The organism is Rothia sp. 110740021-2 (genome assembly GCF_054263775.1).
Window position 1 is genome coordinate 413,391 of record NZ_JBSZFE010000001.1, and the last position, 25,603, is coordinate 438,993.

The following is a 25,603-nucleotide window of genomic DNA, read 5'->3' on the forward strand; positions in this document are numbered from 1 at the left end:
CTGTAAAAGCAACAGTGTGAAAGCCCCTGCGCTACCCCGATGCGGTAGTGCCGGGGCTTTTGTGCGTTCGGCTGCGCACTCGCCGGCGGGTGGTAGCACTTCTTTTTTGTGGGAGGCGCGCCGGAAAATGAAGATAAAATCATCATAAGGTTTTCGTGACTTTAACGTGTGGTGGGTGCTGACCCCGCACAACGGCCGGTATTCTTAAGTTATGACTGAAAAGCTGTTGAGCGAACTGACCACCGCCCAGGTAGGTGGCCCCGCCAAGACCTACGTCCGCGCCACCTCCGAAGCAGAAATTATCGAAGCAGTCTCCGCTGCAGATGCCGCAGGCGAACCCGTCCTCATCGTGGGTGGCGGCTCCAACCTGCTGGTTTCCGACGAAGGCTTCAACGGAACCGTCGTGCACATCGCCTCAGAAGGCGTAGAGGTGCTGCCCATCCCCGCATGCGGCGGCGCGAACGTGCGCGTGCAGGCGGGCACCATCTGGGACGACTTCGTGAAGCTCAGCATCGATAATGAATGGGTTGGCCCTGCGGCTCTCTCCGGCATCCCCGGCACCGTGGGTGCAACCCCCGTGCAGAACGTCGGTGCATACGGCGTTGAGGTGGGCGAGTTCATTGCCTCCGTACGTACCTGGGACCGCGAAAAGAATACTCAGAAGACCTTCGCGAGCGCAGATTTGCGCTTCGGCTACCGCGACTCGGTACTCAAGCGCGCAACCGTCAATGGCTCGCCCCGCTACGTGGTGCTGACCGTTGATTTCCAGTTCACCCTCGGTAGCCTGTCCTCCCCGATTCGTTACGCTGAGCTGGCGAGGAGCCTGGGCGTTGAGCCTGGTCAGCGTGCCGAATCCGCTCTGGTGCGCCAGAAGGTGCTGGAGCTGCGCGGCTCCAAGGGCATGGTGCTCAACCCCGAGGACCGTGACACCTTCTCCACCGGTTCCTTCTTCACCAACCCGATCGTTCCGCGCTCTACCCTGGAGTCCCTGCCTGAGGGTGCCCCGAACTTCCCGGTGGTCGTGAAGACTTCCCCGTTCACCGCGGGTGTTGAGGACCCCGATCACGTGAAGCTCTCGGCCGCTTGGCTGATTCAGCACGCAGGCTTCGATAAGGGTTTCGGCCTGGAGGGTGAGTCTCGTGAGATTGCTCAGGGTCGCGCAAGCCTGTCGACCAAGCACACCCTTGCGATTACGAACCGCGGCGGCGCATCCGCTGAGGATATCTTCGCTATTGCCCGTGCTGTGCGCGACGGCGTGCGTGAACGTTTTGGTGTGACCCTGGTTCCTGAGCCTGTCGTGGTCAATGGCGAAATCTAAACGCTTAACTTCTCGCCTCTCATGGCGCGAGGACACATAGAATAAACGCTTCGGGCGGTCTCTTTATTGGAGACCGCCCGAAGCGTAGTATTGACCGCTGAGCTAATGGCGAGGGGAAGAGATACGCACCTGCCCCGGCAGGTAGGGCCTGCGCTTGGGCGCTGTGCGCGTTGCCGCCAGGGGTGCGGCAGGAAGGTGCTCCATCAGCACCTGAACCGCGAGGGGAAGCTTCTGTGGTGGGCTGGGGGCGTGGAAAATCGGCTTATGGCGCGTGGGGCGGTACGGGTAGTATTCCGCGTCCTCGCTGTGGGACCAGACAAGGTTGCCGAACTCGCCGGGAACGGGAGAGAGTACGTTGGCGTAGTAGGCGCGCGTCTGCAGGTCGGTACGCTCGGAGGTGCCGGTATATACGCCGCTGGGTACACGGTCCTGCTCAATGACGAGGGCGCGGACTATGCCGCCTACGGTGCTCACCGCGTTGACGTGCAGAGCGAGGAATTCCCCGTCCTTGTGGTTGATGTGTACTTCTCCGTCTGCGAGGATTCGGGTGCCCATCATGATGCTGCTGGCGATTCCTTCGCAGAGGGCGTGGATGAGCGTCATGCGTGCCGGGTAGAGGTCGGCGATATCCCAGCCGATGAGTGCAGGCACAGCGGAATTGCCTGCGTATTCCCCGCAGGATTCATAGGAGGCGACGTCCACGTAACCGCGGGCGATGGGTTCACGCTCATAGGGTCGGCCGTCGCGCTGCTCCCAGAAGCTGAGGGTGGTTACAGTAAAAATTGCTTGGCCATCGCGCACGGCAACGCTGAGTATGAAGTCCTGCGGGTAGCCATTCTTGGTGCGGGGGCGTAGAGGAATTGCTCGGGTGTATTCGTTGAATTCCTCGGGCCAATCCAAGTAGTAGCTCATGGTTGCCCCATCGTTGCGGTACACAGTGAGTTCGCCGGGTAGCAGTATGGCTTCAGGCACGCCTGCGGCACGTTCTGCAGCGTAGTGCTCGCTCACAGGCCAGGGGCTGAACTCTGTGCGGTAGGGGTTTGAGAGGAAGGAATCGAGCATAGAACGTATCCTCTCATAGTTTAAGGTTGTGGTGCACGGTTAGAGGGGCTTAAATGACAAATGAGCTGTCCCCTTCTGATTGCTAGGAAAGAGCGTTCAGGAGGGACAGCTCATCGTGTAGGGGGGCAGCTCGTTAGAGGGATTTGCCGCGGCGTTCAGGGAGGAAGAACACGGTGGTCGCCGCTACCAGGAACGCGGTGGAGAAGAGCGTGAAGAGTAGCGGAGTTCCACCGAACGCGACCAGCGGCGGCACAATGAGCGGTGCCGTGATGGAAGCGATACGGCCAATACCGGCGGCGGCACCGGTGCCGGTTCCGCGCAGGTGGGTCGGGAAGATTTCCGGGCTCAGGGCGTAGAGAGCACCCCATGCACCCAGGTTGAAGAAGGAGAGCATGCATCCGGCGAGGATAATGAATACCTCGGTGTGCGCCATGCCGTAACCAGCCGCCGCCAGTGCGGAGCCAAGCAGGAAGGTCGCCAGAGTTGCGCGTCGACCCCACTTTTCGATGAGATAGGCGGCGACCGCGTAGCCGGGTAGCTGGGCGAGGGTCATGATGAGCGTGAACGCGAAGGACTTCACGAGGCTGAATCCCTGGGCGTTCAGCAGCGCCGGAATCCAGATGAAGGCACCGTAGTAGGAGAGGTTGATACAGAACCAGATGACGCACAGGGCGATGGTCTTGCGGCGCTGACCGGTAGCCCAGATGGAGTGAATCTTCGCAGATTCTGCATTGTCGGCGCTTTCTACCGCGCCGTGTACGGAAGCATCTTCGGTCTGCTTCTTGCCGGTTCGGGAGAAGAGCGCGGGGGACGCCTCGAAACGTTCAACGATTTGGCGTGCCTGGTCGTGCTTGCCGACTGACTCCAGGAAGCGCACTGATTCGGGAGTGCCCATGCGGACTACCAGCGAGTAGATGGCTGGAATCAGACCGATGGCAAGCGCCCAGCGCCAGCCGTTCGCTTGCGGAACGATGAAGGTGCCGATGAGAGCGGCGAGAATCCAACCGAGAGCCCAGAAAGCCTCCAGAGCAACCACGACGCGGCCACGAATAGCGCGCGGCGAGAACTCAGAAATCAGGGTGGATGCCACGGGAAGTTCCGCTCCCAGACCTAGACCGACCAAGAAACGGAAGACGAGCAGCACGCCCAGGGAGGTTGCTAGGGCGGAGGCGCCGGTCGCCAGACCGTACACCAGCAGGGTGAGGGCGAAGATGTAGCGGCGGCCGAGCTTATCGGCGAGTAGACCGCCGAAGGTCGCACCGAGCGCCATGCCGACGAATCCGATGGATCCGAGCCAGGAGGCTTCGGTGGGACTGAGTTGCCACTCCTTGATGAGTGCCGCCATGACGAAGGAGATGAGGCCGACGTCCATGGCATCCAGCGCCCAGCCGAGACCCGAGATACCCAGGAGCTTGCCGTGGGCGCGGGTGAAGGGCAGGTTTTCGAGGCGTTCGTTGAGAGTCGGGGCGACGTTGCGTTCAGTGGCGGGCGCAGAGGTACCAGCGGGTGCAACAGCGTTGGTGCGGGGTGAGTCCGTTGATACGGGACGTGAGGAGGACACGGTATTGGGTCGCTTCCATAGTGTTTAGGCGTAGTGCCGGGTGAATTGTTCCCTTACAGTATATAAAGGTATTTTCGACTTGAACGCCGCTAAATGAAAAAACTTTGAAGATGACGAAAAATCTCATACATGACGAAATCTTTCACAGCCGCTATACAGCAGTGAATGCTATTCTCTAACCACCGCCGCCTGGTGAAAGCCACCTACGGCATGTTTGGAAGGACCACTCCTGAAAACCATTGAAGATGAAGTCAAGGAAAGCGAAACCAGCCGCTTTCACCGCTGGCTTGAAGCCCGCAAGGAGCGCATGCACGCGCATCCGGTCATGCGTCATCTCTACAAGCCACTCGTCATCGGCATAGGCACCTTCTGCTTTATCACCGGGCTGATTATGCTCGTCACCCCCGGCCCCGGCTGGCTGTTCATCTTTATCGGCCTGGGCATTTGGGGTACTGAATTCACCTGGGCACACCGCGCCAATATTTTCATGAAGCACGTGGTGCTCACCGCCTGGTACCGCTACCGCGCCTGGCGACAGCAGCGTAAGGAACGCAAAGCCGTACGTCAGGCAGAACGTAAGGCGGCCGCCACAAACCAGCGCTAACCTACTCACGCTAACCAGGCCCGCACTAACCCGGTCCGCGCAAGCTATACGCAGACACACAAAGCCCTCGCACCCATCCGATAAGAGAATGAGAGCGAGGGCTTTTCTATAGCTTGTCAGCGAGCTTTAGAGCTTGCCAATAGCAATCTGCAGCATACGGCGAATCGGCTCAGCAGCACCCCAGAGCAGCTGGTCACCCACGGTAAATGCGCTAATGTACTCGGGGCCCATAGCGAGCTTACGCACGCGACCAACCGGAATCTCCAGAGCACCCGAAGCTGCCACGGGGGTCAACTGCTCCATAGAAGCCTCACGCTCATTCGGCACGAAGCGGACCCAGGGGTTATCCTCAGCGATAATACGCTCAATCTCCTCCAGCGGTAGGTCCTTCTTGAGTTTGATGGTCAGCGCCTGAGAGTGCGAGCGCATCGCAGCGATCCGGACACACAGGCCGTCCATAGTGATCTTGTTATCGTCGGAACGGCCCAGAATCTTGTTGGTCTCGACCTCAGCCTTCCACTCTTCACGAGACTGGCCGTTACCCAAATCCGAGTCAATCCAAGGAATCAGGGAGCCGGAGAGCGGCACACCGAACTGGGTAGAATCCAGCTCACCGGAGCGCTGTTTCGCAAGAATCTTGCGGTCGATGTCCAGGATTGCGGATGCGGGGTCGTTCAGCTCCTTAGAGACCTCGTTGCCCAGGTCGCGGAACTGCGCGAGCACCTCGCGCATGTGGCGGGCGCCGCCGCCGGAAGCAGCCTGGTAGGTCATGGAGGTAGCCCACTCGACCAGGTCGTTCTTGAAGAGGCCGCCCAGACCCATCAGCAGGCAGGAGACGGTGCAGTTGCCGCCGACGAAGTCCTTCACGCCGGATGCCAGGCCGCGGTCGATGACCTCGCGGTTGATGGGGTCCAGCACGATGATGGAGTCATCGTTCATGCGCAGGGTAGAAGCGGCGTCAATCCACAGGCCGTCCCAGCCAGCCGCACGCAGCTTCGGGTGCACAGCCTCGGTGTAGCCGCCGCCCTGAGCGGTCACAATAATCGAGTGCTTACGCAGCTCATCAATGTCGTATGCGTCCTTCAGCTCGGACGGCTCAATCACACCGTCGAAGGTGGGCGCTGCGCCACCAACATTAGAGGTAGTGAAGAAGACGGGGGTAATGCCCTCGAAGTCGCCTTCCTCAACCATGCGCTTCATGAGGACGGAGCCCACCATGCCGCGCCAGCCAACAAAACCTACAGAGTCACCGGGATTAAAGTTCATGCTTCCCAGTGTACTCGCAGGCTGGTGAGTGGGGACTAACACCGTACAAAAAATCTGATATTCGGAACGGCCCGGTACGTATGCGAGAGCTACAGACGCTCGAGCCGCTGGAACGAGAAGTACATGGGGTTCTTTGTGCCCGCCTCATCGAGCAGGTAGCCCTTCTCGCTGTTCTCCCAGGCACTCTCGGAGGTGACCTGCCAGCACCCGTTCGGGGAGCCGCCTTCGCAGTTACCATGAGAATCTGCAAGCTGTAGTTCGGGCGCTCGCGTATCGCCGGTAATCTCGTTGCCTTCCTGGCAGTAGAAGAGGGTACGCTCCACCGTCTCCACCCGACCGAAGGCGGGCAGATCGGCGCGGGAGAGCGCCTCCGCGTAGACGGAGCCGCCACCAATAATCCAAGCATCAACTGCGGCGGTATCTGCTGAGGTATCTTCGACCGCCGTGCCCGCGGCGTCACGAGCCGCGTATAGCGCCGCATTCAGCGAAGGCACCCACAGCGCACCATCGCGTTCTTTAGCCTCGGTGACCGAACGGCTAATCACAATATTTGTACGGCCCGGCAGGGGACGGAAACGCGGCGGGAACGACTCCCAGGTGCGGCGACCCATGATCACCGGAGCACCCAGTGTCACCTTCTTGAAATGCGCCAAATCCTCCGGCGCGTACCAGGGCATATCCCCGTTACGACCAATGATGCCGGCATCAGTTTGAGCCCAAATAGCGCCCAGACGGTACATCATGCCTCCTTACAATCTGTAGTTAGACCGCAATCGGGGCGGCAATACCGGGGTGGTGCTTGTAATCCACCAGCTCAAAGTCTTCATACTCGTAATCGAAAATAGAAGGTTTCTTGGTCTTAATAACTAGCTTCGGGTAAGGGTACGGCTCACGCGGCGGGTAGGGGTTACCTTCCGGGTCGGTGCCGTAGCCCAGCTGCTTCTTCACCTGCTCAAGGTGGTTTGAATAGATGTGGCAGTCACCGCCGGTCCACACGAACTCGCCGGGCTCCATACCCACCTCCTGCGCAATCAGGTAGGTCAGCAGAGCGTACGAGGCGATGTTGAAGGGCACGCCCAGGAACATGTCCGCGCTGCGCTGGTACAGCTGGCAGGACAGCTCCTTCACACCGTCCTGGCGCTCGTGTACATAGAACTGGAAGAGCGCGTGGCAGGGCGGAAGCGCCATGTTGTCCACCTCAGCGGGGTTCCACGCTGAAACAATATGACGACGCGAGCTCGGGTTATTCTTCAACGAATCGATAACCTTCGCAATCTGGTCAATCGTGCCACCATCGGGGGTTGGCCACGAACGCCACTGCACACCGTAGACCGGGCCCAAATCGCCGTTCTCATCAGCCCACTCATCCCAAATGGTCACGCCGCGCTCCTGCAACCAGCGCACATTCGAGGAACCACGCAAGAACCACAGCAACTCAATGGCAACTGACTTAAAATGCACACGTTTGGTGGTAATCAGCGGGAACGACTCACGCAAATCAAAACGCATCTGACGACCAAACACGCCGAAGGTGCCGGTGCCGGTACGGTCGGAACGCTGCGCGTCCGCCGCGATAGCGTCCTTGTTCTCCTCGAGGATTTCGCGCAGAAGATCTTCGTAAGGGGTGGGGATTGCATGAGTCATAAGAAAAACCTTGAATCCTGTTAGTAAGCGTCAGAAGCGGCACAATCAGCCGCCCCTCTATTGTAAAACCCTCGAATGGGCGCAGGTAGAGCAAACGCGCTGAGCATAAAGCCCAGCGCGCTCGCCGTTAGAAGATAAAAGTATATGGATGCTAGTCCAGAGCCGCGCGTACTCGCTCCACCGAGACAATACGCGGGGCATCGCCCTCAGTCACCTGCAGTACCAGGGTATCGCCGGGTTCCAGGTACGGGTCCTCGGTCGGAAGAACCTCCGCGGAACCCTCAAACAGGTACTCACGCAGCACATCCATCACCTGGGGTAGTACCGGGCGGTGAGTGCACAGTAGCGAGGAAGAATCCTTATCGAATAGCGACGCCACGGTACGGGCAACGCGCGCCGGGTGACGCTGAGCGCCAGCCTCTGACAGGGACTTCTTCTCCTTCACCGAAACACCGTAATCCACCGAGTACGGGGTCACGGTCTGCACGCAGCGCAACCACGGAGAAGAAATAATACGGCTCGGAGACCACGCCGCAAAGAGACGGCTAGAAGCCAGCGCCTGACGCTTGCCGGTCGCCGCGAGCGGACGGTCATCCTCAGCAGCAGCCCAGTTCGAACGCGGCTTGGCCTTCGCATGGCGGGCAATCAGAATCGGGTGGGTACGCAGCGCATCCGCCTCAGCCAGGGCTTCCAGAGACTCCAGAGGTGCCAGATCATCCTGGTTGGTCAGCAGAGCGCGAGCCACGTCGGTGGTTACCCAGCGCAACTCATCCACTTCACCCTCATCAGCCAGGGCACGGGCACCATCGGGCAGTTCAGCAGCCCAATAGAAAACATCCTTCGGACGGCCACCCACCGGATAAGCGGTTACCGCCAGGGGCACGCCCAGAATAACCTGCAGGCCGACCTCTTCGCGAATCTCGCGAATAGCGGTCTCTGCCAGGGACTCGCCCGGATCCTGCTTGCCCTTAGGCCAGGACCAGTCATCGTAGCGGGGACGGTGAATAATTAGAACCTCAAGCGCACCATTGCGCATGCGCCAAATCAGAGCGCCAGAAGCAACAATATCCGCAGTGTTCGCGGGGGTGCGGTCAATGCTGTTGACCGCATCAAAACGTCGTGCGGAGTAGTAGATGGAGGGGGAATTCAGCGGTGCCATATCTCTCTCTGATCCTCTTCGCTAGGCTGCGCACAATGCCAGCGGGCACCATGCTCCACGTCTAATTGTAGGGGAGAGAAGCGTCAAGTTGTAATCTCAACGTAACCTGTTGTTTACTTTTGCGCTAAGTGCACTAGTCCACCCCAAGATTTTGCACGGCACACGGCAAACCCCGCCTGCTCTACGCTATCAAGTGTGAGAATAGACGGGGCTCACCACCAGAAATTACTGGCAGTCCAGCGGCAAATCCTTAGACCTTATCCACCACGTTCTTACGAGAACGCGAGCTCAGGTAGTAGGATTGCACATCCTGCAGCGGGTTGCCCTGGTCATCGGTATCGTGGCGGGTCCAGTTACCCTCAGAATCCAGGTGCCAAGTACGCGAAGAATCACTCATGTAGATGGTGAACATGTCACGTAGGTACTTCACGTGGCGCGGATCCTTCACCGGTACCAGAGCCTCAATACGGCGGTCCAGGTTGCGGTGCATCATATCGGCAGAGCCAATATAGACAATCGGGTCGCCACCGTTTTCAAACGCAAATACGCGTGAGTGCTCCAAGAAGCGGCCCAGCACCGAACGGACGCGAATATTCTCGCTCAGACCCTTAACGCCCGGGCGCAGCGCGCAAATACCGCGAACCACCACATCCACCGGCACATCGGCCTGCGAAGCACGGTACAGCGAATCGATGACGGCCTCATCCACCATGGAGTTGCACTTAATTTGAATCTTCGCTGGACGGCCCGCCTTGTGGTTCTCAATCTCCTGATCGATGCACTCAATCAGGCCGCTACGCAGAGTACGCGGCGCCACCAGTAGCGACTGGTAGTTGGTCTTCGGCGCGTAACCGGACAGCTGGTTGAACAGGCGGGAAACATCCTCACAGATCTGCTCATTGCATGTAATGAGCCCCAAGTCCTCGTAGAAACGAGCGGTCGATGGGTGGTAGTTACCGGTACCAATATGCGCGTAACGACGCAGGTGGTTACCCTCGCGGCGCACCACCAGCGACAGCTTGCAGTGAGTCTTCAAACCCACGATGCCGTACACCACGTGCACGCCAGCGCGTTCCAGCTTACGAGCCCAGGAGATGTTCGCTTCCTCATCAAAGCGAGCTTTAATCTCCACCAGCGCCACAACCTGCTTGCCAGCCTCGGCTGCCTCAATCAGCGCATCCACGATGGGGGAATCGCCACTGGTGCGGTACAGGGTCTGCTTAATCGCCTGAACACGCGGGTCGGCGGCAGCCTGCGCCAAGAACGCCTGCACACTGGTTGCGAAGGAATCGTACGGGTGGTGCAGCAGCACGTCGTGATCGCGGGCGGCAGCGAAAACGTCCGCAGCCTTCGCAGTCTCGGTGGCGTTGAGCCAGCGGGACGTGTGCGCAATGTGCTTGGGATAGTGCAGAGCCGGACGGTTCGCACGAACAATCGCACTCATGCCCCGCAAATCCAACGGAGCCGGCAGACGGTACACCTCGGACTCGTGGATGTTCAGCTCAGAAATCAGCAAATCCAGGATGGTCGGGTTGATGGTGTCCTCAACCTCCAGGCGGACCGGCGGGCCGAAACGACGGCGCAGAAGCTCCTTCTCCAGAGCCTTCAGCAGGTTCTCGGCGTCGTCCTCTTCTACCTCAAGATCCTCATTACGGGTCACGCGGAAGACGTGGTGCTCTACAACCTCCATGCCCGGGAAGAGGGTATCCAGGTGCTCAGCAATGATGTCTTCGAGCGCAATGTAGCGGCTTTCGCGGCCCGCAGTGTTGGCGGCGCGCGAACCATCCACAGAGACCATACGGTCCAGCTGATCGGGCACCTTCACGCGAGCGAACAGCTCCTTGCCGGTCTGGGGGTTACGCACCAGCACCGCAAGGTTCAGCGACAGACCCGAAATGTACGGGAAGGGGTGTGCCGGGTCAACCGCCAGCGGGGTCAGAATCGGGAAGATATCCTGCATAAACTCCTGGCGTAGACGCTGCTTAGCGTCCGTATCCAGATCGTTCCAACCCACGATACGGATGTTCTGCTCCTCCAGAGCAGGTAGAACCTGATTATGGAATACATCAGCGTGACGAGCCTGCAGCTGGTGAGCGCGTTCAGCAATCTCTTCCATCTGCTCCTCGGGGCTCAGCCCGGCTGCCGAAGGCACCGCCAAGCCAGTGGCGATACGGCGCTTCAAACCGGCCACGCGCACCATGAAGAACTCGTCCAGGTTAGACGCCACAATCGACAGGAAGTTCAGACGCTCCAGCAGAAACAGGTTTGGGTCCTCCGCCAACTCCAACACGCGGGTATTGAAATCTAGCCAGCTGCTCTCACGGTCGAAGAAACGCTCCGGGCCAAACTCCTCTTCTAAGCTGAAATAGGAGCGCTTCTCACCCTTCTCAATGCGGTCACCGCGAGATTCGGCGCGCTCAATCTTTGAAATATCGTGGCCAATGTGAATGACACCGGTCATGGGCGCAGGCTCAGACGGCTTGGGCTTAGGCGCCTTATTCAGGCCATTGGGGGCGGGTACCATACTGTACTTGCCTTTCTGATCGGGGATAAGTCGTAAAGAAGCACGCCAAAGACTGCGTACAGAAACTATGCGGCAGGCTCATCCTGCTGCTCGGGAGCGTACATGCGATCAACCGTCGCCACACCAAAGCCCAAGGAAGTGTAGAGGGCATAGGCGGTGTCATTATCGGCGTCCACGTACAGGTCAATCGCGCGCAGCGGCTCGCCATTCTCATCCTCAGCGCACGCCAGGTACGCCAGCGCACGCAGAGTGAGGGTGCGGCCCAAACCGCATCCCTGAGCTTGCGGGTTCACGCCCACCACGTAAATCTCGCCGGAGGGGGACAGCTTGCCCTGCTCCTGACCGGTCGGAATCTTAGTCCAGGTGAATGCCGCAATGGCGGAGTCATCATCCACCTCGGAGGCGATGAAGAAACCCTCGGGACGAAACCAGGAGGAGCCGGTGCGCTCGCGCAAATCAGCAAGGGTGAGCTTGCCCTGCTCGGGGTGGTGCGCAAACGCTGCAGCGTTCACGCGTAGCCAGGGAAACTCGTCCACACTGGTGAAGGTGCGCATGCGTAGGTTTTCGGGCAGGGTTCGCGCGTCGGAGCGTTCCACAAGGTCTTCACGAGTTTGAGCGTCCAGAGGCAGAACCATCTTGTAAAGCACACGCACCGGCTTGAAGCCGTGCAGGGTCGCAAAGGTGTGGGCGGGGCTTTCAATGCCGGTGTCGGTGGCGGTACCGTGCACCCAGAGACGGTGTCGCGTCGCGTCATTGCCCAGCTGGCGGACAGCATGGTCGAAGAATGCACTGCCGGCGCCTCGTCCGCGATATTCGGGGGCGACAGCTGCCTCAATCACGCCGGTATCTTCGTCATTGGTGGGGGTAAGCGCCACAAAGACGGCTGCGAGGGTGCCCTCGTCCTCTGCGATAAAGAAACGCGGAGGGGTCAGGGTGCTTTCGTGGAGTGCCTTACTCAGCTCAATGCGGGTCTGCTCAGAGAACGCCGAGACGCCGTCATGGCGGGCAACCTTCTGCGCGAAGGAATCGAAGCGTTCTAGTAGCTCTTCGGTGAGCTGCGGTTCTGCGTAGACCGGGGTGCTTGCATCGGGCAGGGTGGAGGAATCGGGTGTCTGGTTGTGTACCATCATCGCCTTCTTTCGTAGCCTTCTGGTTCAACTCTACCGGGGATAGTTGCTCTTTGGAGAGTTTGTTCTCCGTCCTGGGCGAATATGACAAGAACCGGAACATTTACGCATTCTGGTACTCGGTGCAGCACCGGGGCAACTGGCAGAGTGGGTACACCAAATGAGTGGTTGGTGCCGCGAAATTTAGCGGGTGATATTGAAGGAATACCCAACATTACGGACGGTCGAGATCATCTGCTCGTACTCGGTTCCTAGCTTGGAACGCAGACGACGTACATGTACATCCACGGTGCGGGTGCCGCCGTAGTAGGAGTCATAACCCCACACTTCGGAGAGTAGCTGGGCACGGGAGAAGACCCGTCCGGGGTGTAGCGCCATGAATTTGAGCAGTTCAAACTCTTTGAAGGTCAGGTTCAGTGCTGTACCAGAAAGATGCGCGGAGTACGCCTGGGTGTCAATCACGAGGTTGCCTGCGCGTACCACTCGTTCCTGCTGGTTTTCTTCTTCGGTGGTTGCTTCCCTTTTAACGGCAAGACGTAGACGCGCATCCATTTCGGAAGGGGAGGCCTGGTCAGAGACAATATCGTCCACCTGCCAGGAGGCGGCAACAGCAGCCATGCCACCTTCATTTAGGAGCGCGATGAGCGGCAGTTGTACACCTGCGACGCGCAGTAGCTGGGCGCAGCGGTGTGCTTTGACGAGGGCGGTGCGGGCATCGACCATGAACAGGTCGAATGTCTCGGTTTCAAGGGCTGTATGGGCGGTGTCGAGGGAGAAAATGTGTACCTTGTGGCTAAGTAGACTCAGCGAGGGGATCATATCCTGTGCGGCGGTATCACTCAGAAGCGCAATACGGTACACACCCTCTCCTTCCCCGGTAAAATATTAGGCTCTTTCTAGTGTACTCGCCCGCCTATGCTGCAGCTGTGGAAGCGGCAAAGAGCAGGAGCAGGTATCGTATGCCGGACTGGTTACTTATTCGTCTGAGTAGGTTGTTGCCGAGAGCTCTGTCCAGTATGTCTTTAGCACTGATTCTGCGCCCTTTTCAGGGGGAGTCTATGGTAGGTTTAAGGCATGGATAACAATCTTATGGCTCTCGAAGCTCTCTTCATGTCGCTGATGGCTATTATCTCCGTGTGCATCGGTATCGGTGCATTCGCAGTACTGCGTGGCCTCTTCAGCGGTCAGAAGTAGTCTTCCTGCACAGAGCAGAAGTATCGCCCACACAGGGCTTAGGTGGTGTCCCCATATGGTTCGTACCGCCTCGCCAATGACGGCGTAAACCCCCACCGGTCCCTTCCGGTTGGGGGTTTTATTTTTGCCGGGTTTGCTTAATAGCGCGGATCATAAAGCCCCGTAACCCGCCCGGTGCCTTGGGCGAACAGGTGGACATAATGGGCGCTTGTCATGATCCAGGCACTAAAATGGTGGGTATGGCTATTGAAATTCCGACGAATCTAACCCCCGAACTTGTTCCCCTTTCCTGGCTGCTGGGTACCTGGGAAGGTACCGGAACCATGTGGTACGAAGGTCAGGAAAACACCCCCTTCGGCCAGATCATTACTTTTGAGCAGGAAGGCCTGCCTTTTATCGAATACCGCGCCGAGTCTTTCCTGCTCGACGATGAGGGCCAGAAGCTGCGCCCCATCACCGTTGAGACTGGCTTCTGGCAGATTGACCGCCCCCTCACCGATGCTGACGGCGGCTTCGGTATCGTCCCCAAGGACATTGTTCCCGCCTTCGCTGACGCGGCAAGCGTAGAGACTCTCCGCAACGCCGACGACGGCTTCTCCCTGCTGGCGACCATTGCGCACCCCGGCGGCATTAGCGAAAACTACGTGGGCATGGTCAAGGGCCCTGTGATTCGTATGCAGACCGGTAACCTGTTGCGCGATGAGATTTCCCATGAGTACGCAGGCTCCGTGCGACTATGGGGCCTGGTCAACGGTAACCTCATGTGGGACTGGGAAATCGCAGATACCGAGGGCAAGCTGCACAAGCACGCCTCCGCCGAGCTGCGTAAGACCTCCTCGATGACCGGTGCTTCCTTGGGTACTTCGATGTTCGGGCCTTTGGGCGGTGGCGAGCCTACCGGCGAGCCCGGTGCTGAGTAGGCGAGCCCGGTGCTGAGTAGTTAACTTCTGTCTGCCCCGCTACGTGGCGGGGTAGACTCTTTGCGTGAAAGGTGCACCATCCGTGACTGAATCTTTGTTTGAAGCGTCTCAGGCTGAGGTATCCCAACCTGAGACTGCCCGCCCGGTGAGCCCCTTGTTGAGCCTGCATGGCGCTTTTGCGGCCTCCGGACTGGATACTGGCGTTGCCGTACACTACGGCAATCCGATGCTGGAGCAGCGCGCCCTCAGCTTTGACCGCTCCGCACAGGATCAGGAGCCGCTAGTGTTGGTGGATCGCTCCTGCCTGGGCGTGGTGCGTGTTGAGGGGCCGGATCGCCAGACCTGGCTGACCTCCATTGCCTCGCAGATTCTGACCGGCATGACCGCCGGGGAGAGTCGTGAGTTCCTGCTGCTTTCCCCTCAGGGCCGCGTGGAGTATGCACCCGCCGCAATTGAAGACGGCGAGGCACTCTGGCTAATTGTGGAGGGCGACCAGGCGCAGCTGCTGACCGATTACCTGAACCGCATGAAGTTCATGATGCGCGTTGAGGTGCAGAACCTCAGTGATGAGTATGCGGTGCTGGAGAGCGCCCGCAACCCGATCCTGCAGGACGGTTCGGTGCATCCGGCGCTTGCTGAGGGTAAGCCGCTGGTGTGGGAAGACCCTTGGCACACTCCGGCACCGGGCAGCTACCGTTACGATGAGGCGGGCGATCATCACCCGGGTGCGGACTATGTGCGTTTCTTGAGCATTGTGCCGCGCGCTGTTCTGCCCGCCCTGGCTGAATCTTCGGATGCCCGCTTTGCCGGTCTGTGGGCTGCGGAGGCTCTGCGTATTGAGGCGTGGCGCCCGCGCTACGGCACTGAAGCTGACGATAAGACCATTCCGCAGGAGCTGGATTATACCCGTACCGCGGTGCATTTCGATAAGGGCTGCTACAAGGGCCAGGAGACGGTGGCTCGCGTGCATAACCTGGGTCGTCCACCGCGCCGTCTGGTGTTCTTGGATATTGACGGTTCGGAGCACACCCTTCCGGCGGTAGGTAGTGAGCTGTTTGTGGAGGGTAAGTCCCGCCCGGTTGGTCGTATTACCTCGGTGGCGTTGCATTATGAGGCGGGCCCGATTGCATTGGCTGTGATCAAGCGCGGTATTGATCCACAGGCGCCTTTGCGTGCGGTTGATGGCGGCGACTTCCTGCCCGATGGTTCGCCGGCGCCGACGACTGAGTATGCGGTAGCTCAGACGACGGTGGTTTCGCCGGAGTCCGGTGAGGTGGCGCGTCGTTCTTTGGCGGGTCAAGATTTCTTGAAGCGCTAGAGTATCTGGCTAGGCAATAGCATCTGACGACCTACATAAAACCGCGGAGGCGGACATTCGTTGTGAGTGCCCGCCTCCGCGGTTTTAGTATGTGCGCCCAGCTAATATGCTGAGGTTGAGGAGTTTAGCGGCCGAAGAGTACGGATGCTTCGTCCCAGCGTTCCTGAGGTACGGACTTCAGACCGTCCAGTGCCTCTTCGAGGGGTACGTACTTGACCTCGGTACCCTGAACGGAGACCATCTTGCCCCACTGCTTCTGAGCAACCATGTCTACTGCGCCCATGCCCAGGCGGGTTGCCAGCACACGGTCATAGCCGGTGGGGGCGCCACCGCGCTGGATGTGACCCAGGATGGTGTTGCGGGTTTCGATGCCGGTCATCTTCTCGATTTCGTGGGTGATGTAGTCACCGATACCACCGAGGCGGGGACGACCGTCCTTCTCAGTACCCTTGTTTGCCATGACCTCGTCAAAGCCTTCGGGGATGAAGCCTTCAGCAACAACAACCAGGGGAGAGCGGCCGCGGTCGTGTACTTCCTTGACCCAGCTTGCAACCTGCTCCATGGAGACCTTGACTTCGGGGATCAGGATTGCGTGTGCGCCTGCAGCCATGCCGGAGTGCAGTGCAATCCAGCCGACGTGGCGGCCCATGACCTCCGCGACCATGCAGCGGTGGTGCGATTCACCGGTGGTGCGGATGCGGTCCATCGCCTCGGTTGCGATGGACACTGCGGTGTCGAAGCCGAAGGTGTAGTCGGTTGCGCGCAGGTCGTTGTCAATGGTCTTGGGGACACCGATGACGGGCAGGCCTGCGTCTGCTAGACGCTTTGCGCCTGCGAGGGTGCCTTCACCGCCGATGGCGACGATGGCGTCGATACCGTGGCGTTCCATCATGATTTCGATATTTTCGGGGCCACCGTTGGGGCCGTCGAAGGGGTTGGTACGGGAGGTGCCGATGATGGTGCCGCCCTGGGACGCCAGACCGCGGACCTTCTGGCGGGGCAGGTCCATGTAGTCGCCTTCAACGACTCCGCGCCAGCCATCACGGAAGCCGACGAACTCGTAGCCGTACTTCTTGACGCCGTTGAGGACAGCGCCGCGGATGACAGCGTTCAGGCCGGGGCAGTCGCCGCCGGAAGTAAGCAGACCGATCTTCATATTGGCTCCTTGTGGATGTTTGCGCCTTGGGGTGTTGTGCGCGCGTATATAACTATGACCTCCGCGAATCTGGTACCGGAATGCGTACTGGTCGGGAGGTCGTTCTCTTAGTCTCTATTTTAGCGGTGTTTGGGTTGTGTGGGTAGTGGTGGAGAGGCGTGGGAACGCCAGGATTTCTGTATAAAAGTTCAGGTATTTTATACCTGTATGTTTGGGTTTGATATACAAATAGCCGCCTCTTCCCACGTATGACACCAAAAAAGCAGCGGAGGCCTCCACACACCTGAAAAGATGTAGGAGGCCTCCGCAGTTTTAAAAATATTTTTAAATCTTTGTGGGGTTCTCGGTTTTTAGGACAAAAAACGGTCAATAGCCCTGTGATTGATCGTTTTGTACCGGTTCATCCCACACCTGAACCGCTGTCCCCACTGAACTGCAGTCCCTACCGAGGTGAGTTGTACGGTTCAGCGGGCGTGGTCAGAGGGGGACGGAACTAGTCGCGTGCCTGACCGAGGAACTTCTGCAGGCGGTCCAGACCCTCCGTCAGGTCCTCGTCGCTCAGCGCGTAGGAGAGGCGCAGGTAGCCGCTGGGGCCGAATGCCTCACCGGGAACCACAGCGACCTCAGCCTTTTCGAGGATGAGCTCAGCCAGTTCTGCGGTGGTCTGCGGGCGTACGCCTTCAATTTCCTTGCCGAGCAGTTCGCGTACATCCGGGTAGGCGTAGAACGCGCCGGTGGGTACGGGGCAGTGCACGCCTTCAATAGCGTTCAGGCCATCTACGATGGTGCGGCGGCGGCGGTCGAAGGCGGCGTGCATAATTTCTACGTCGTCCTGCGGGCCGGTCAGCGCGGCAAGGGCTGCGCGCTGGGCGATGTTGTTGACGTTGGAGGTCATGTGGGACTGCAGGTTGGAGGCTGCAGCGATGACGTCGCGCGGGCCAATCATCCAGCCCACACGCCAACCGGTCATGGCGTAGGTCTTTGCCACGCCGTTGAGAATGACGCACAGGTTAGCGAGCTCGGGTACTGCCTTCAGGATGGAGACTGCCTCAACACCGTCATAGGTAAGATGCTCGTAAATCTCATCGGTCAGCACGAAAATCCCCTTGGACAGTGCCCATTCGCCGATGGCGCGGGTTTCCTCTTCGGTGTAGACGGCGCCGGTCGGGTTGGAGGGGGAGACGAAGATGAGTGCTTTGGTGGCGGGGGTGTAGGCGGCTTCGAGCTGTTCGACGGTGACCTTATAGTGCTGGTCGCTACCGGCGAATACCTCGATGGGGTTACCGCCTGCCAGGCGGATGCATTCGGGGTAGGTGGTCCAGTAGGGCGCGGGTAGTAGGACGTCGTCACCTTCGTCGATGACGGTTGCGAATGCCTGGTAGACGGCCTGCTTGCCGCCGTTGGTGATGACGACCTGGGAGGGGTCAATCTCCACACCGGAGTCGCGCAGGGTCTTTTCGGCAATTGCCTTCTTCAGTTCGGGAAGACCGGATGCGGGGGAGTAGCGGAAGTTCTTAGGGTCGTTGAGCGCTTCGCGTGCGGCATCCACAATGTGCGCGGGGGTGGGGAAGTCCGGTTCGCCTGCACCGAAACCAATGACGGGGCGTCCCTGAGCCTTGAGTGCTTTTGCCTTTGCATCGACGGCAAGGGTGGCGGAGGGTGCGATGGCACCGATGCGGCTTGAAATACGCGCCATAGGGCTCTCTTCTCTTTCTTCGTGTGCGCTGCCGGCGTGAAGTCGACAAGGAAATAGGTGATGGGAATGCGCGTGTAGGACCAATCTGCGCGTGATAGGCGCGGGTGTGGGCGGCGTTCCTTGTAATAGGATAAGGGTCACCAGTGGTGATGCGGAACCCTTCGTGAATGTATCTCAAGAGGTTTTTCGAAAAATATTACACTCTAAAGTTGCATCGGCCCCGAAAGATGGTTTAGAGTTAGTTCTGCACCCGCAAGGGTGTAATTGTTTGCCCCTCTAAAGCCGTGGCCTAGGAGGCAATGGAGGAGCAGCAAGTGAGAAGCAACTCTCACACCTGAAGTTAACGCTTCGAAGGGTGGTGGCTCAATTGGTAGAGCAGCGGTCTCCAAAACCGCAGGTTGCAGGTTCGAGTCCTGTCCGCCCTGCTTTTATTGCCTCAATAACATCTTCGTACGCCCGTTCCCCGGGCGTACTTTTTTAGACTCAGAAAGGGGCAGAAGAAATGGCATCGTCTGCTACCGCCGAGAAGGCTGTTAAGTCCGGCGCATCGTTGAAGAGCGATAAGAAGCTTGGTTTCTTCGGCCGTATTTTTGCATTCCTCCGTGAAGTTATTGCGGAGTTGAAGAAGGTTACTACTCCTACCGGACGCGAACTGGTTGGCTACTTCTTTGCTGTTCTGTTCTTCGTCGTGGTGATGCTCTTGCTCATTTCTGGTCTGGATTATCTTTTCGGCCAGGGAGCATTCTGGATTTTTGGTAACGGAACGATTCAGCGTAACTAGTACCGGTTGCATCCTTATCTGGGGTGCCCCATCAGTGATTTCCCTCAGTCCATTGGCGAGTGGGAGTCCCCTCTAGATGATTAACGATAGAAAGTAGGAGCGACGTGTCCGAGCAGGAACTGGTATCCGAGATTGAAGAGGTCGAGGTAGCCGCTGCTGAGGCTACTGAGGAGTCTGAGACTATTGAGCAGCAGGCTGAGGAAGCTACCGAGGCTGTCGAGGTAGCTGAAGCAGCTACTGAGGCGGCTGAGGAAGTCGACGCTCTGGAAGAATTTATGTCTAAGCTGCGCCGTCAGATGGGCGACTGGTATGTGGTGCACACCTACTCCGGTTACGAGAACAAGGTGAAGACCGGTATCGAGACCCGTATCCAGAACCTGGAGGCTGAAGATGAGATCTTCGAGGTTCAGGTTCCCATGGAGACCGTGGTTGAGTTCAAGAACACCGTGAAGAAGACCATCCGCCGAGTACGCGTTCCCGGTTACGTTCTGGTGCGTATGGAACTGACGGACCACTCCTGGGGCGTTGTCCGCCACACCCCCGGTGTCACTGGCTTCGTGGGTCAGGATGCATACAACCCGGTCCCGCTGCGCATGGACGAAGTTTTCGACATGCTCCTGCCGGTCTTCGAAGAGCAGCAGCAGAGTCAGGGCCTTCCCGTTTCCAAGCCCGTTATCGAGTCTGACTACACTGTGGGCGAGAACGTCCGCGTGAAGTCCGGTGCTTTCGAGGGTATGGACGCTACCGTTTCGGAGATTAAGGGCGAGTCCCAGCAGATTGTCGTGATGATTTCCGTCTTCGGTCGCGACACCCCGGTGACCTTGAGCTTCACCGAGATCGAAAAGATTTAACGCTTCTAGCGTGTGAATATGAGCCTCGCACTGTTGGTGCGGGGCTCATATTTTGTGTCGGCTTCATAGGCGGTATTAGCTGTGCAGACGGGGTTTAGTCTTTCTACCAGCTGGCGCTGGATTAAGTCGTTGATTAACGCTAGAATGTTGGTTTGTGTATGCGCATGTCACGCTTTCATGTGGATGCACGGGTGACCGCGCCACGGTCACCGTCTTGCCGGCGTACGCTCCTGTGCGTCGGTTCCCAGCTAAGAAAAGGACCCTACATTGGCTCCCAAGAAGAAGGTCACTGGCCTCATCAAGCTGCAGATCCAGGCAGGCGCCGCTAACCCGGCTCCCCCCGTCGGCCCCGCACTGGGCTCGCACGGTGTAAACATCATGGAGTTCTGCAAGGCATACAACGCTGCAACTGAGTCACAGCGCGGTAACATCATCCCCGTTGAGATTACCGTCTACGAGGATCGCTCCTTTACCTTCATCACCAAGACTCCTCCGGCTTCCCAGCTGATCAAGAAGGCTGCTGGCGTTGCTAAGGGCTCCGCTGTTCCTCACACCACCAAGGTTGGTTCGCTGACCGAAGCTCAGGTGCGCGAGATCGCTGAGACCAAGATGCCCGACCTGAACGCAAACGACCTGGATGCTGCTTCCAAGATCATCGCAGGTACCGCTCGTTCCATGGGTATCACCGTCGAGTAATTTCGGTTCGCCGAATAGCCGAGTAACCGGCATCGTAGATTTTTCTACACAGAACTTGTAAATGCCCGTCATATGGACGGGATGTGGCAGAGCCGAGCGCGGCTCACGAGACCACAACTGCATAAGGAGAAAAGCAGATGGCAAAGCGCAGCAAGGCGTACCAGGCAGCTGTAGCCAAGATTGAAGAGGGTAAGCTCTACACCCCCGCTGAGGCAGTCGCCCTGGCGAAGGAAACCTCTTCCACCAAGACCGACGCAACCGTTGAGGTTGCAATGCGTCTGTCCGTTGACCCCCGTAAGGCAGATCAGATGGTTCGCGGCACCGTGAACCTGCCCAACGGCACCGGTAAGACCGCTCGTGTGGTCGTTATCGCAGCAGGCCCCAAGGCTGCTGAGGCTGAGGCAGCTGGCGCTGACTTCGTTGGTTCCGACGAGCTGATTGCAAAGATCGCTGGCGGCTGGACCGACTTCGACGCAGCGGTTGCAACCCCGGACATGATGGGTAAGGTCGGCCGCCTGGGTAAGATCCTGGGTCCCCGTAACCTGATGCCGAACCCCAAGACCGGTACCGTGACCATGGATGTTGCAAAGGCTGTTGCAGACATCAAGGGCGGTAAGATTGACTTCCGCGTTGACCGTAACTCCAACCTGCACTTCATTATCGGTAAGGCTTCCTTCACCGCTGAGCAGCTGGAGGAGAACTTCCAGGCAGCTCTGGAAGAGGTTAACCGCCTGAAGCCCTCTTCGGCTAAGGGTCGTTACATCTCCAAGGCAACCGTTGCTACCACCTTCGGCCCCGGCATCCCGGTTGATCCGGCTGCCGTTGCTGCATAAGATATGTACCTGTAGCTTCTAGCATGAGCTAGTAGTCGCCCTCGACGTTTAGGCGTCGGGGGCGATTTTTTATGCCTGCTCTCTGCCGCTCTGCTCGTATGTTCTGGAATATATCTGCGACGAGCCCGTTAAAGCAAACAGTGCACTCACCTCGTTCTTATCAGCCTAGTTCAGCTCGCCTGATGGGCGGGCTAAAACAGACCTCAAGGATTTATTCATGACTCAGCCTTTACCGGCTTCTTCTACTCCCTCGGCGCAGGCTACCGCTCGTCCCTTCCCGATTCCGGTCAACTACTTTGCGATGGCACTGGGTACCGGCGCCCTGGGTGCGGCATGGCGTGCTGCCGCCTCCGCGGGTATGACTCCCGCCTGGGTGGGTGAGGCGATTCTTGCCTTCACCGCTGTGGTGTGGCTGATTCTGATTGCCGCCATGGTTGTTGCGCTGTTGAATTTCCGCCAGTGGTTGCGGGAGCAGTGGGCGCATCCGGTCCGGTGCTGCTTCTTTTCGCTGATTCCGGCGACGACCGCGCAGATGGGCGCAACGGTCTTCCCGTACCTGTCCTACCTGGGTTATGCTCTGGCGATTCTTGGTGCTCTGGGGCAGCTGTACTTTGCCTCCCACCGTATAGCGGGTATGTGGCGCGGTACCCATGTGGCGGAGGCGACCACTCCGGTACTCTACCTGCCGACAGTTGCGACGAACTTTGCGACGGCAACCGCGATGGGCATGATGGGTTGGAAGGACGCGGCGATGTTTTTCTTCGGCGCGGGCCTGATCTCGTGGTTCAGCGTTGAGTCTGCGATCTTGAATCGTCTGCGTAACCTGGCTCCGATGAATGTTAGTGAGCGCGGTCTGATGGGTGTGCAGTTGGCTCCGCCGTTTGTAGGAGGTAACGCGTATCTTGCGGCTAATGGTGGCATGGTGGACTGGTTCTTCCTCATCATGACCGGTTACGGCATTTTGCAGCTGATTTTCCTGATGCGCCTGCTGCCCTGGATTATGGAGGGCGGCTTCTCCATGAGCCTGTGGGGTTTCTCCTTCGGTATGGGTGCAATGGTTTCTACCGGCGTGCATTTAAGCGCCGCGAACGTGGTGAACCCGCTGGGTATTGTGCTGATGGTGATTGGTACCGGTTTCTTGGTCTTCCTGTGGGGCGGTGTGGCGTATGTTACGTCGCAGGGTCGTCTGCTGGTGCGCCCGAGCTAGGGTGCTCGCATGAGACTCCGGTGTGAGGTTCACGCACCTTTTTATGACGGCGCTTATCTTCTGCGCCCGTACCGGGTGCGAGTTTCGGCGATAATGGGGGAATGACTTCTGCATCCTACTCATCTGCCGTGGCGGAGCCCTTTGAGGGCCTGCGCATTCGAGGCGTCGCTAAGACCTTTGGCACCGATACGACGGTTCTGAACGAGATTGACCTGGATGTTCACCCCGGCGAGTTGATTTCCCTGGTGGGTTCTTCGGGTACGGGCAAGTCGACTCTGTTGCGCATCATTGCCGGTCTGGAGGAGCCGAGCGCGGGTCGAGTGACCTATGCCGGCCAGCCGCTGGAACGTGGCTCGGTGGGCGTGGTGTTTCAGCGCCCGATTCTGTACCCGCACCTGAGCGTGAAGGACAATATCCTGTTCCCGACGCGGCTGGGAGCGTTCTCCGGTGGGGTCGATATGGACTACTACCGCGAGCTGCTGGATGCGTTGAAGCTTGAGGGTCTGGAGTCCCGTAAGCCCTCGCAGCTATCGGGTGGTCAGGCTCAGCGCGTGGGCATTGCGCGTGCACTGATTCGCCGTGCTCCGGTGGTGCTTTTTGATGAGCCGCTGGCGAGCGTGGATGAGGAGATGAGCGCGAGTATCCGTGCGGATATTGTGCGTCTGCACGAGCGCTACGGTTTTACGGGCCTGTACGTGACCCACGATCAGAATGAGGCGCTCATGCTGGGGCAGCGGGTCGCGGTGATGGATTCCGGTTACCTGGTGCAGGTTGATACTCCGGAGCGTCTGCTGGCGCATCCGCATACTCTGCAGGTGGCGAAGCTTTTGGCGGCTCCCGCGCTGAACCTATTGGAGCTTGAGGACTCGGAGTTTCTTCCTGCCGGGTGTGAGCTTGCGATTCGTGCGACTGCTTTGCACCCCGTGGCGGCAGATGCTGCTCACCCCCTGCCGGTGCAGGTTCTCGGCTGCCGTCACCTGGTCGGTGGCATGCTGTACCGCGGGCGTCTGCTGGATGCGGTTTCCCTACCGCTGAAATCCCCGCGAGCTTCAGTGGAAACGGAGCTGAGCACCCAAATGTATGCCCGAGTGCGTGCGGGTCAGGAGCTTGAGTTCTTTATCCCGGATGCGCAGGGCACCGCCTCCCTAAACGTGGGGGAGCGGGTGCACCTGGGTGTGGTTGCTGAGCGGTGTTTCTTGTTCTCGGACGGAAAGCGTTTTTACCTCTAAAGCAGAGTGCGCCGGGCCTTTCAGAGGGGAGAAAGCGCGGGTTAATCGACTTAAAGAGGGGCTTTAAGTGATTAACCCCGCTTAATCACGTTTTTAACTTGCGACTCGGGCTTTAACCTGAGATGATAAATGAACCAAAGACCGCCGGTCTAGAACTATGTCCTTTATCGCCACCTCGATGGAGACGAAGAACAGAGTTCTGATAAGAGCAGATTTCACTAGAAATCGCCGCCCGCGTAGGTAACTCGAAGTGAATAGCCGTTGCCCTCATGTAGGGTGCCGTCTATCGTGCCTCGTACGCCTACGCGTCGGGGCATTTTTTATTGCTTGCAATAAGTGCTTCGAGGCTCTACCGGCGACCTTACAAGAATCGGAAGAAGGAACTACCATGGCGACTCAGGAAAAGATCGCTGCAGTATCCGAGCTGAAGGAACTCTTCGAAGCTTCGAACGCAGTCATCCTGACCGAATACCGCGGTCTCACTGTTGCACAGCTCAAGGAGCTGCGCCGCGCACTCGGTGCAGAGACCGAATACGCCGTGGTGAAGAACACGCTGGCTGCTATCGCAGCTAAGGAAGCTGGCATCGACGCATTCGAAGGCCACCTCCAGGGTCCCTCCGCACTGGCATTCATCAAGGGCGACCTGATTGATGCTGCTAAGGGCCTGCGTGACTTTGCCAAGGCTAACCCCCAGCTGATCGTGAAGAACGGTTACTACGAAGGTGCCGCTCTGACCGAGGACGACGTCAAGCGCTACGCTGACCTGGAATCCCGCGAGGTTCTGCTGTCCAAGGTTGCAGGTGGCGCAAAGGCAGCCATCGCACGCATCGCACAGGTTGCAGACGCACTGCGCGTCAAGCTGGAGGAGCAGGAAGGCGCAGCTCCCGCTGCTGCCGAGGAAGCTTCGGAAGAGGCATAAGCCCCTTTCGTGCTACTGCACCAGCGCTGAGATACTCAGCAGCGTGAACGCGAATAGCGTGTAACGCATCCTAAATTTGACCGACCCTTTCGGGGTAGGTACTGAAGTTTTACACCGCGGGCGTCAGCCCGCACCAGATAGTGAAGGAGCCAAACAATGGCTAAGCTGTCCATCGAAGAACTCATTGCAGCATTCAAGGAACTGTCCCTCGTTGAGGTTTCCGAGTTCGTCAAGGCATTCGAGGAAGAGTTCGACGTCACCGCAGCTGCTCCCGTTGCAGTTGTAGCAGGCGGCGCAGCAGGCGAGGCTGCTGAAGAGAAGTCCGAGTTCGACGTTATCCTGGAGTCCGCTGGCGACAAGAAGATCGCAGTGATCAAGGAAGTTCGTGCCCTGACCTCCCTCGGCCTGAAGGAAGCAAAGGACCTGGTTGACAGCGCTCCCAAGGCTCTGCTCGAGGGCGTTTCCAAGGAAGACGCTGAGAAGGCTAAGGAGCAGCTCGAGGCTGCTGGCGCAACCATCACCCTCAAGTAATCGACTT

General features: G+C 58.6%; 23 protein-coding genes and 1 tRNA gene. 13 read left to right on the top strand and 11 right to left on the bottom strand.

Features of this window, described 5'->3' with window-relative positions; genetic code table 11:
* Nucleotides 1–211 precede the first annotated feature (211 nt).
* A complete protein-coding gene (locus ACUXHH_RS01785) occupies nucleotides 212–1,318 on the top strand; it encodes a UDP-N-acetylmuramate dehydrogenase (protein WP_279741375.1) in 1,107 nt (368 codons plus the stop codon).
* 102 nt (nucleotides 1,319–1,420) lie between these two features.
* Here ACUXHH_RS01785 and ACUXHH_RS01790 read toward each other — a convergent pair whose 3' ends face one another.
* A complete protein-coding gene (locus ACUXHH_RS01790) occupies nucleotides 1,421–2,380 on the bottom strand; it encodes a histidine kinase (RefSeq protein WP_279741373.1) in 960 nt (319 codons plus the stop codon).
* Nucleotides 2,381–2,513: 133 nt separating this feature from the next.
* Nucleotides 2,514–3,941, bottom strand: a complete 1,428-nt coding sequence (locus ACUXHH_RS01795; protein ID WP_458390699.1) for an MFS transporter — start codon at nucleotides 3,939–3,941, stop codon at nucleotides 2,514–2,516.
* Nucleotides 3,942–4,155: 214 nt separating this feature from the next.
* Here ACUXHH_RS01795 and ACUXHH_RS01800 point away from each other — a divergent pair, with 214 nt between their 5' ends.
* Entirely contained in the window at nucleotides 4,156–4,545 is a 390-nt protein-coding gene (locus ACUXHH_RS01800; protein WP_279789257.1) for a PGPGW domain-containing protein, read from the top strand.
* A gap of 126 nt (nucleotides 4,546–4,671) precedes the next feature.
* Here the strand turns inward: ACUXHH_RS01800 and asd are convergent, their stop codons facing one another.
* From asd to ACUXHH_RS01835, 7 genes are all read right to left on the bottom strand, one after another.
* Complete coding sequence (asd, locus tag ACUXHH_RS01805; RefSeq protein WP_279741366.1) at nucleotides 4,672–5,811, bottom strand: aspartate-semialdehyde dehydrogenase; 1,140 nt, start codon at nucleotides 5,809–5,811, stop codon at nucleotides 4,672–4,674.
* 89 nt (nucleotides 5,812–5,900) lie between these two features.
* Complete coding sequence (locus tag ACUXHH_RS01810) at nucleotides 5,901–6,551, bottom strand: dihydrofolate reductase (protein ID WP_279791189.1); 651 nt, start codon at nucleotides 6,549–6,551, stop codon at nucleotides 5,901–5,903.
* Nucleotides 6,552–6,573: 22 nt separating this feature from the next.
* Nucleotides 6,574–7,455 (bottom strand): thymidylate synthase, encoded by an 882-nt coding sequence (locus ACUXHH_RS01815; RefSeq protein WP_049353805.1) that lies wholly within the window; start codon nucleotides 7,453–7,455, stop codon nucleotides 6,574–6,576.
* Nucleotides 7,456–7,606: 151 nt separating this feature from the next.
* The gene (locus tag ACUXHH_RS01820; protein ID WP_458390700.1) at nucleotides 7,607–8,614 is read right to left on the bottom strand and encodes an NUDIX hydrolase; all 1,008 of its coding nucleotides are present in this window, start codon (nucleotides 8,612–8,614) and stop codon (nucleotides 7,607–7,609) included.
* Between the two features lie 250 nt (nucleotides 8,615–8,864).
* A complete protein-coding gene (locus ACUXHH_RS01825) occupies nucleotides 8,865–11,138 on the bottom strand; it encodes an RNA degradosome polyphosphate kinase (protein WP_279741363.1) in 2,274 nt (757 codons plus the stop codon).
* Between the two features lie 65 nt (nucleotides 11,139–11,203).
* Entirely contained in the window at nucleotides 11,204–12,268 is a 1,065-nt protein-coding gene (mshD, locus tag ACUXHH_RS01830; protein ID WP_279741362.1) for a mycothiol synthase, read from the bottom strand.
* 180 nt (nucleotides 12,269–12,448) lie between these two features.
* Nucleotides 12,449–13,126 carry a winged helix-turn-helix transcriptional regulator gene (locus ACUXHH_RS01835; RefSeq protein ID WP_458390701.1) on the bottom strand — a complete coding sequence of 226 codons (678 nt, stop codon included), beginning with the start codon at nucleotides 13,124–13,126 and terminating at the stop codon, nucleotides 12,449–12,451.
* Between the two features lie 572 nt (nucleotides 13,127–13,698).
* Here ACUXHH_RS01835 and ACUXHH_RS01840 point away from each other — a divergent pair.
* Both ACUXHH_RS01840 and ygfZ read left to right on the top strand, forming a co-directional pair.
* Nucleotides 13,699–14,379, top strand: a complete 681-nt coding sequence (locus tag ACUXHH_RS01840) for a nitrobindin family protein (protein ID WP_279741358.1) — start codon at nucleotides 13,699–13,701, stop codon at nucleotides 14,377–14,379.
* 82 nt (nucleotides 14,380–14,461) lie between these two features.
* Entirely contained in the window at nucleotides 14,462–15,697 is a 1,236-nt protein-coding gene (ygfZ, locus tag ACUXHH_RS01845; protein ID WP_458390702.1) for a CAF17-like 4Fe-4S cluster assembly/insertion protein YgfZ, read from the top strand.
* Nucleotides 15,698–15,821: 124 nt separating this feature from the next.
* On the opposite strand, the gene ACUXHH_RS01850 is transcribed toward ygfZ, so the two are convergent.
* Complete coding sequence (locus tag ACUXHH_RS01850; protein ID WP_279754858.1) at nucleotides 15,822–16,853, bottom strand: 6-phosphofructokinase; 1,032 nt, start codon at nucleotides 16,851–16,853, stop codon at nucleotides 15,822–15,824.
* Nucleotides 16,854–17,346: 493 nt separating this feature from the next.
* A complete protein-coding gene (locus ACUXHH_RS01855) occupies nucleotides 17,347–18,549 on the bottom strand; it encodes a pyridoxal phosphate-dependent aminotransferase (protein ID WP_279754860.1) in 1,203 nt (400 codons plus the stop codon).
* Between the two features lie 352 nt (nucleotides 18,550–18,901).
* Between ACUXHH_RS01855 and ACUXHH_RS01860 the strand changes: the two genes are divergently transcribed.
* From ACUXHH_RS01860 to rplL, 9 genes are all read left to right on the top strand, one after another.
* Nucleotides 18,902–18,974: transfer RNA gene (locus tag ACUXHH_RS01860), tRNA-Trp, on the top strand.
* Nucleotides 18,975–19,051: 77 nt separating this feature from the next.
* Entirely contained in the window at nucleotides 19,052–19,330 is a 279-nt protein-coding gene (gene secE, locus ACUXHH_RS01865) for a preprotein translocase subunit SecE (protein ID WP_279741351.1), read from the top strand.
* Nucleotides 19,331–19,434: 104 nt separating this feature from the next.
* Nucleotides 19,435–20,181, top strand: coding sequence for a transcription termination/antitermination protein NusG (nusG, locus tag ACUXHH_RS01870; RefSeq protein ID WP_458390703.1), 747 nt, complete (start codon nucleotides 19,435–19,437; stop codon nucleotides 20,179–20,181).
* A 267-nt stretch (nucleotides 20,182–20,448) separates the two neighbouring features.
* Nucleotides 20,449–20,877: a 50S ribosomal protein L11 gene (rplK, locus tag ACUXHH_RS01875; RefSeq protein ID WP_005504870.1), complete on the top strand. Its 429-nt coding sequence runs from the start codon at nucleotides 20,449–20,451 to the stop codon at nucleotides 20,875–20,877.
* A 137-nt stretch (nucleotides 20,878–21,014) separates the two neighbouring features.
* Nucleotides 21,015–21,710 (top strand): 50S ribosomal protein L1, encoded by a 696-nt coding sequence (gene rplA / locus ACUXHH_RS01880; protein WP_279741346.1) that lies wholly within the window; start codon nucleotides 21,015–21,017, stop codon nucleotides 21,708–21,710.
* 217 nt (nucleotides 21,711–21,927) lie between these two features.
* A complete protein-coding gene (locus tag ACUXHH_RS01885) occupies nucleotides 21,928–22,917 on the top strand; it encodes a TDT family transporter (RefSeq protein ID WP_458390704.1) in 990 nt (329 codons plus the stop codon).
* A 101-nt stretch (nucleotides 22,918–23,018) separates the two neighbouring features.
* Nucleotides 23,019–24,146: an ABC transporter ATP-binding protein gene (locus ACUXHH_RS01890; protein WP_458390705.1), complete on the top strand. Its 1,128-nt coding sequence runs from the start codon at nucleotides 23,019–23,021 to the stop codon at nucleotides 24,144–24,146.
* A gap of 388 nt (nucleotides 24,147–24,534) precedes the next feature.
* Nucleotides 24,535–25,065, top strand: coding sequence for a 50S ribosomal protein L10 (gene rplJ / locus ACUXHH_RS01895; RefSeq protein WP_049338065.1), 531 nt, complete (start codon nucleotides 24,535–24,537; stop codon nucleotides 25,063–25,065).
* Nucleotides 25,066–25,221: 156 nt separating this feature from the next.
* Nucleotides 25,222–25,596: a 50S ribosomal protein L7/L12 gene (rplL, locus tag ACUXHH_RS01900; RefSeq protein WP_005504884.1), complete on the top strand. Its 375-nt coding sequence runs from the start codon at nucleotides 25,222–25,224 to the stop codon at nucleotides 25,594–25,596.
* The last annotated feature ends 7 nt before the right edge of the window (nucleotides 25,597–25,603 follow it).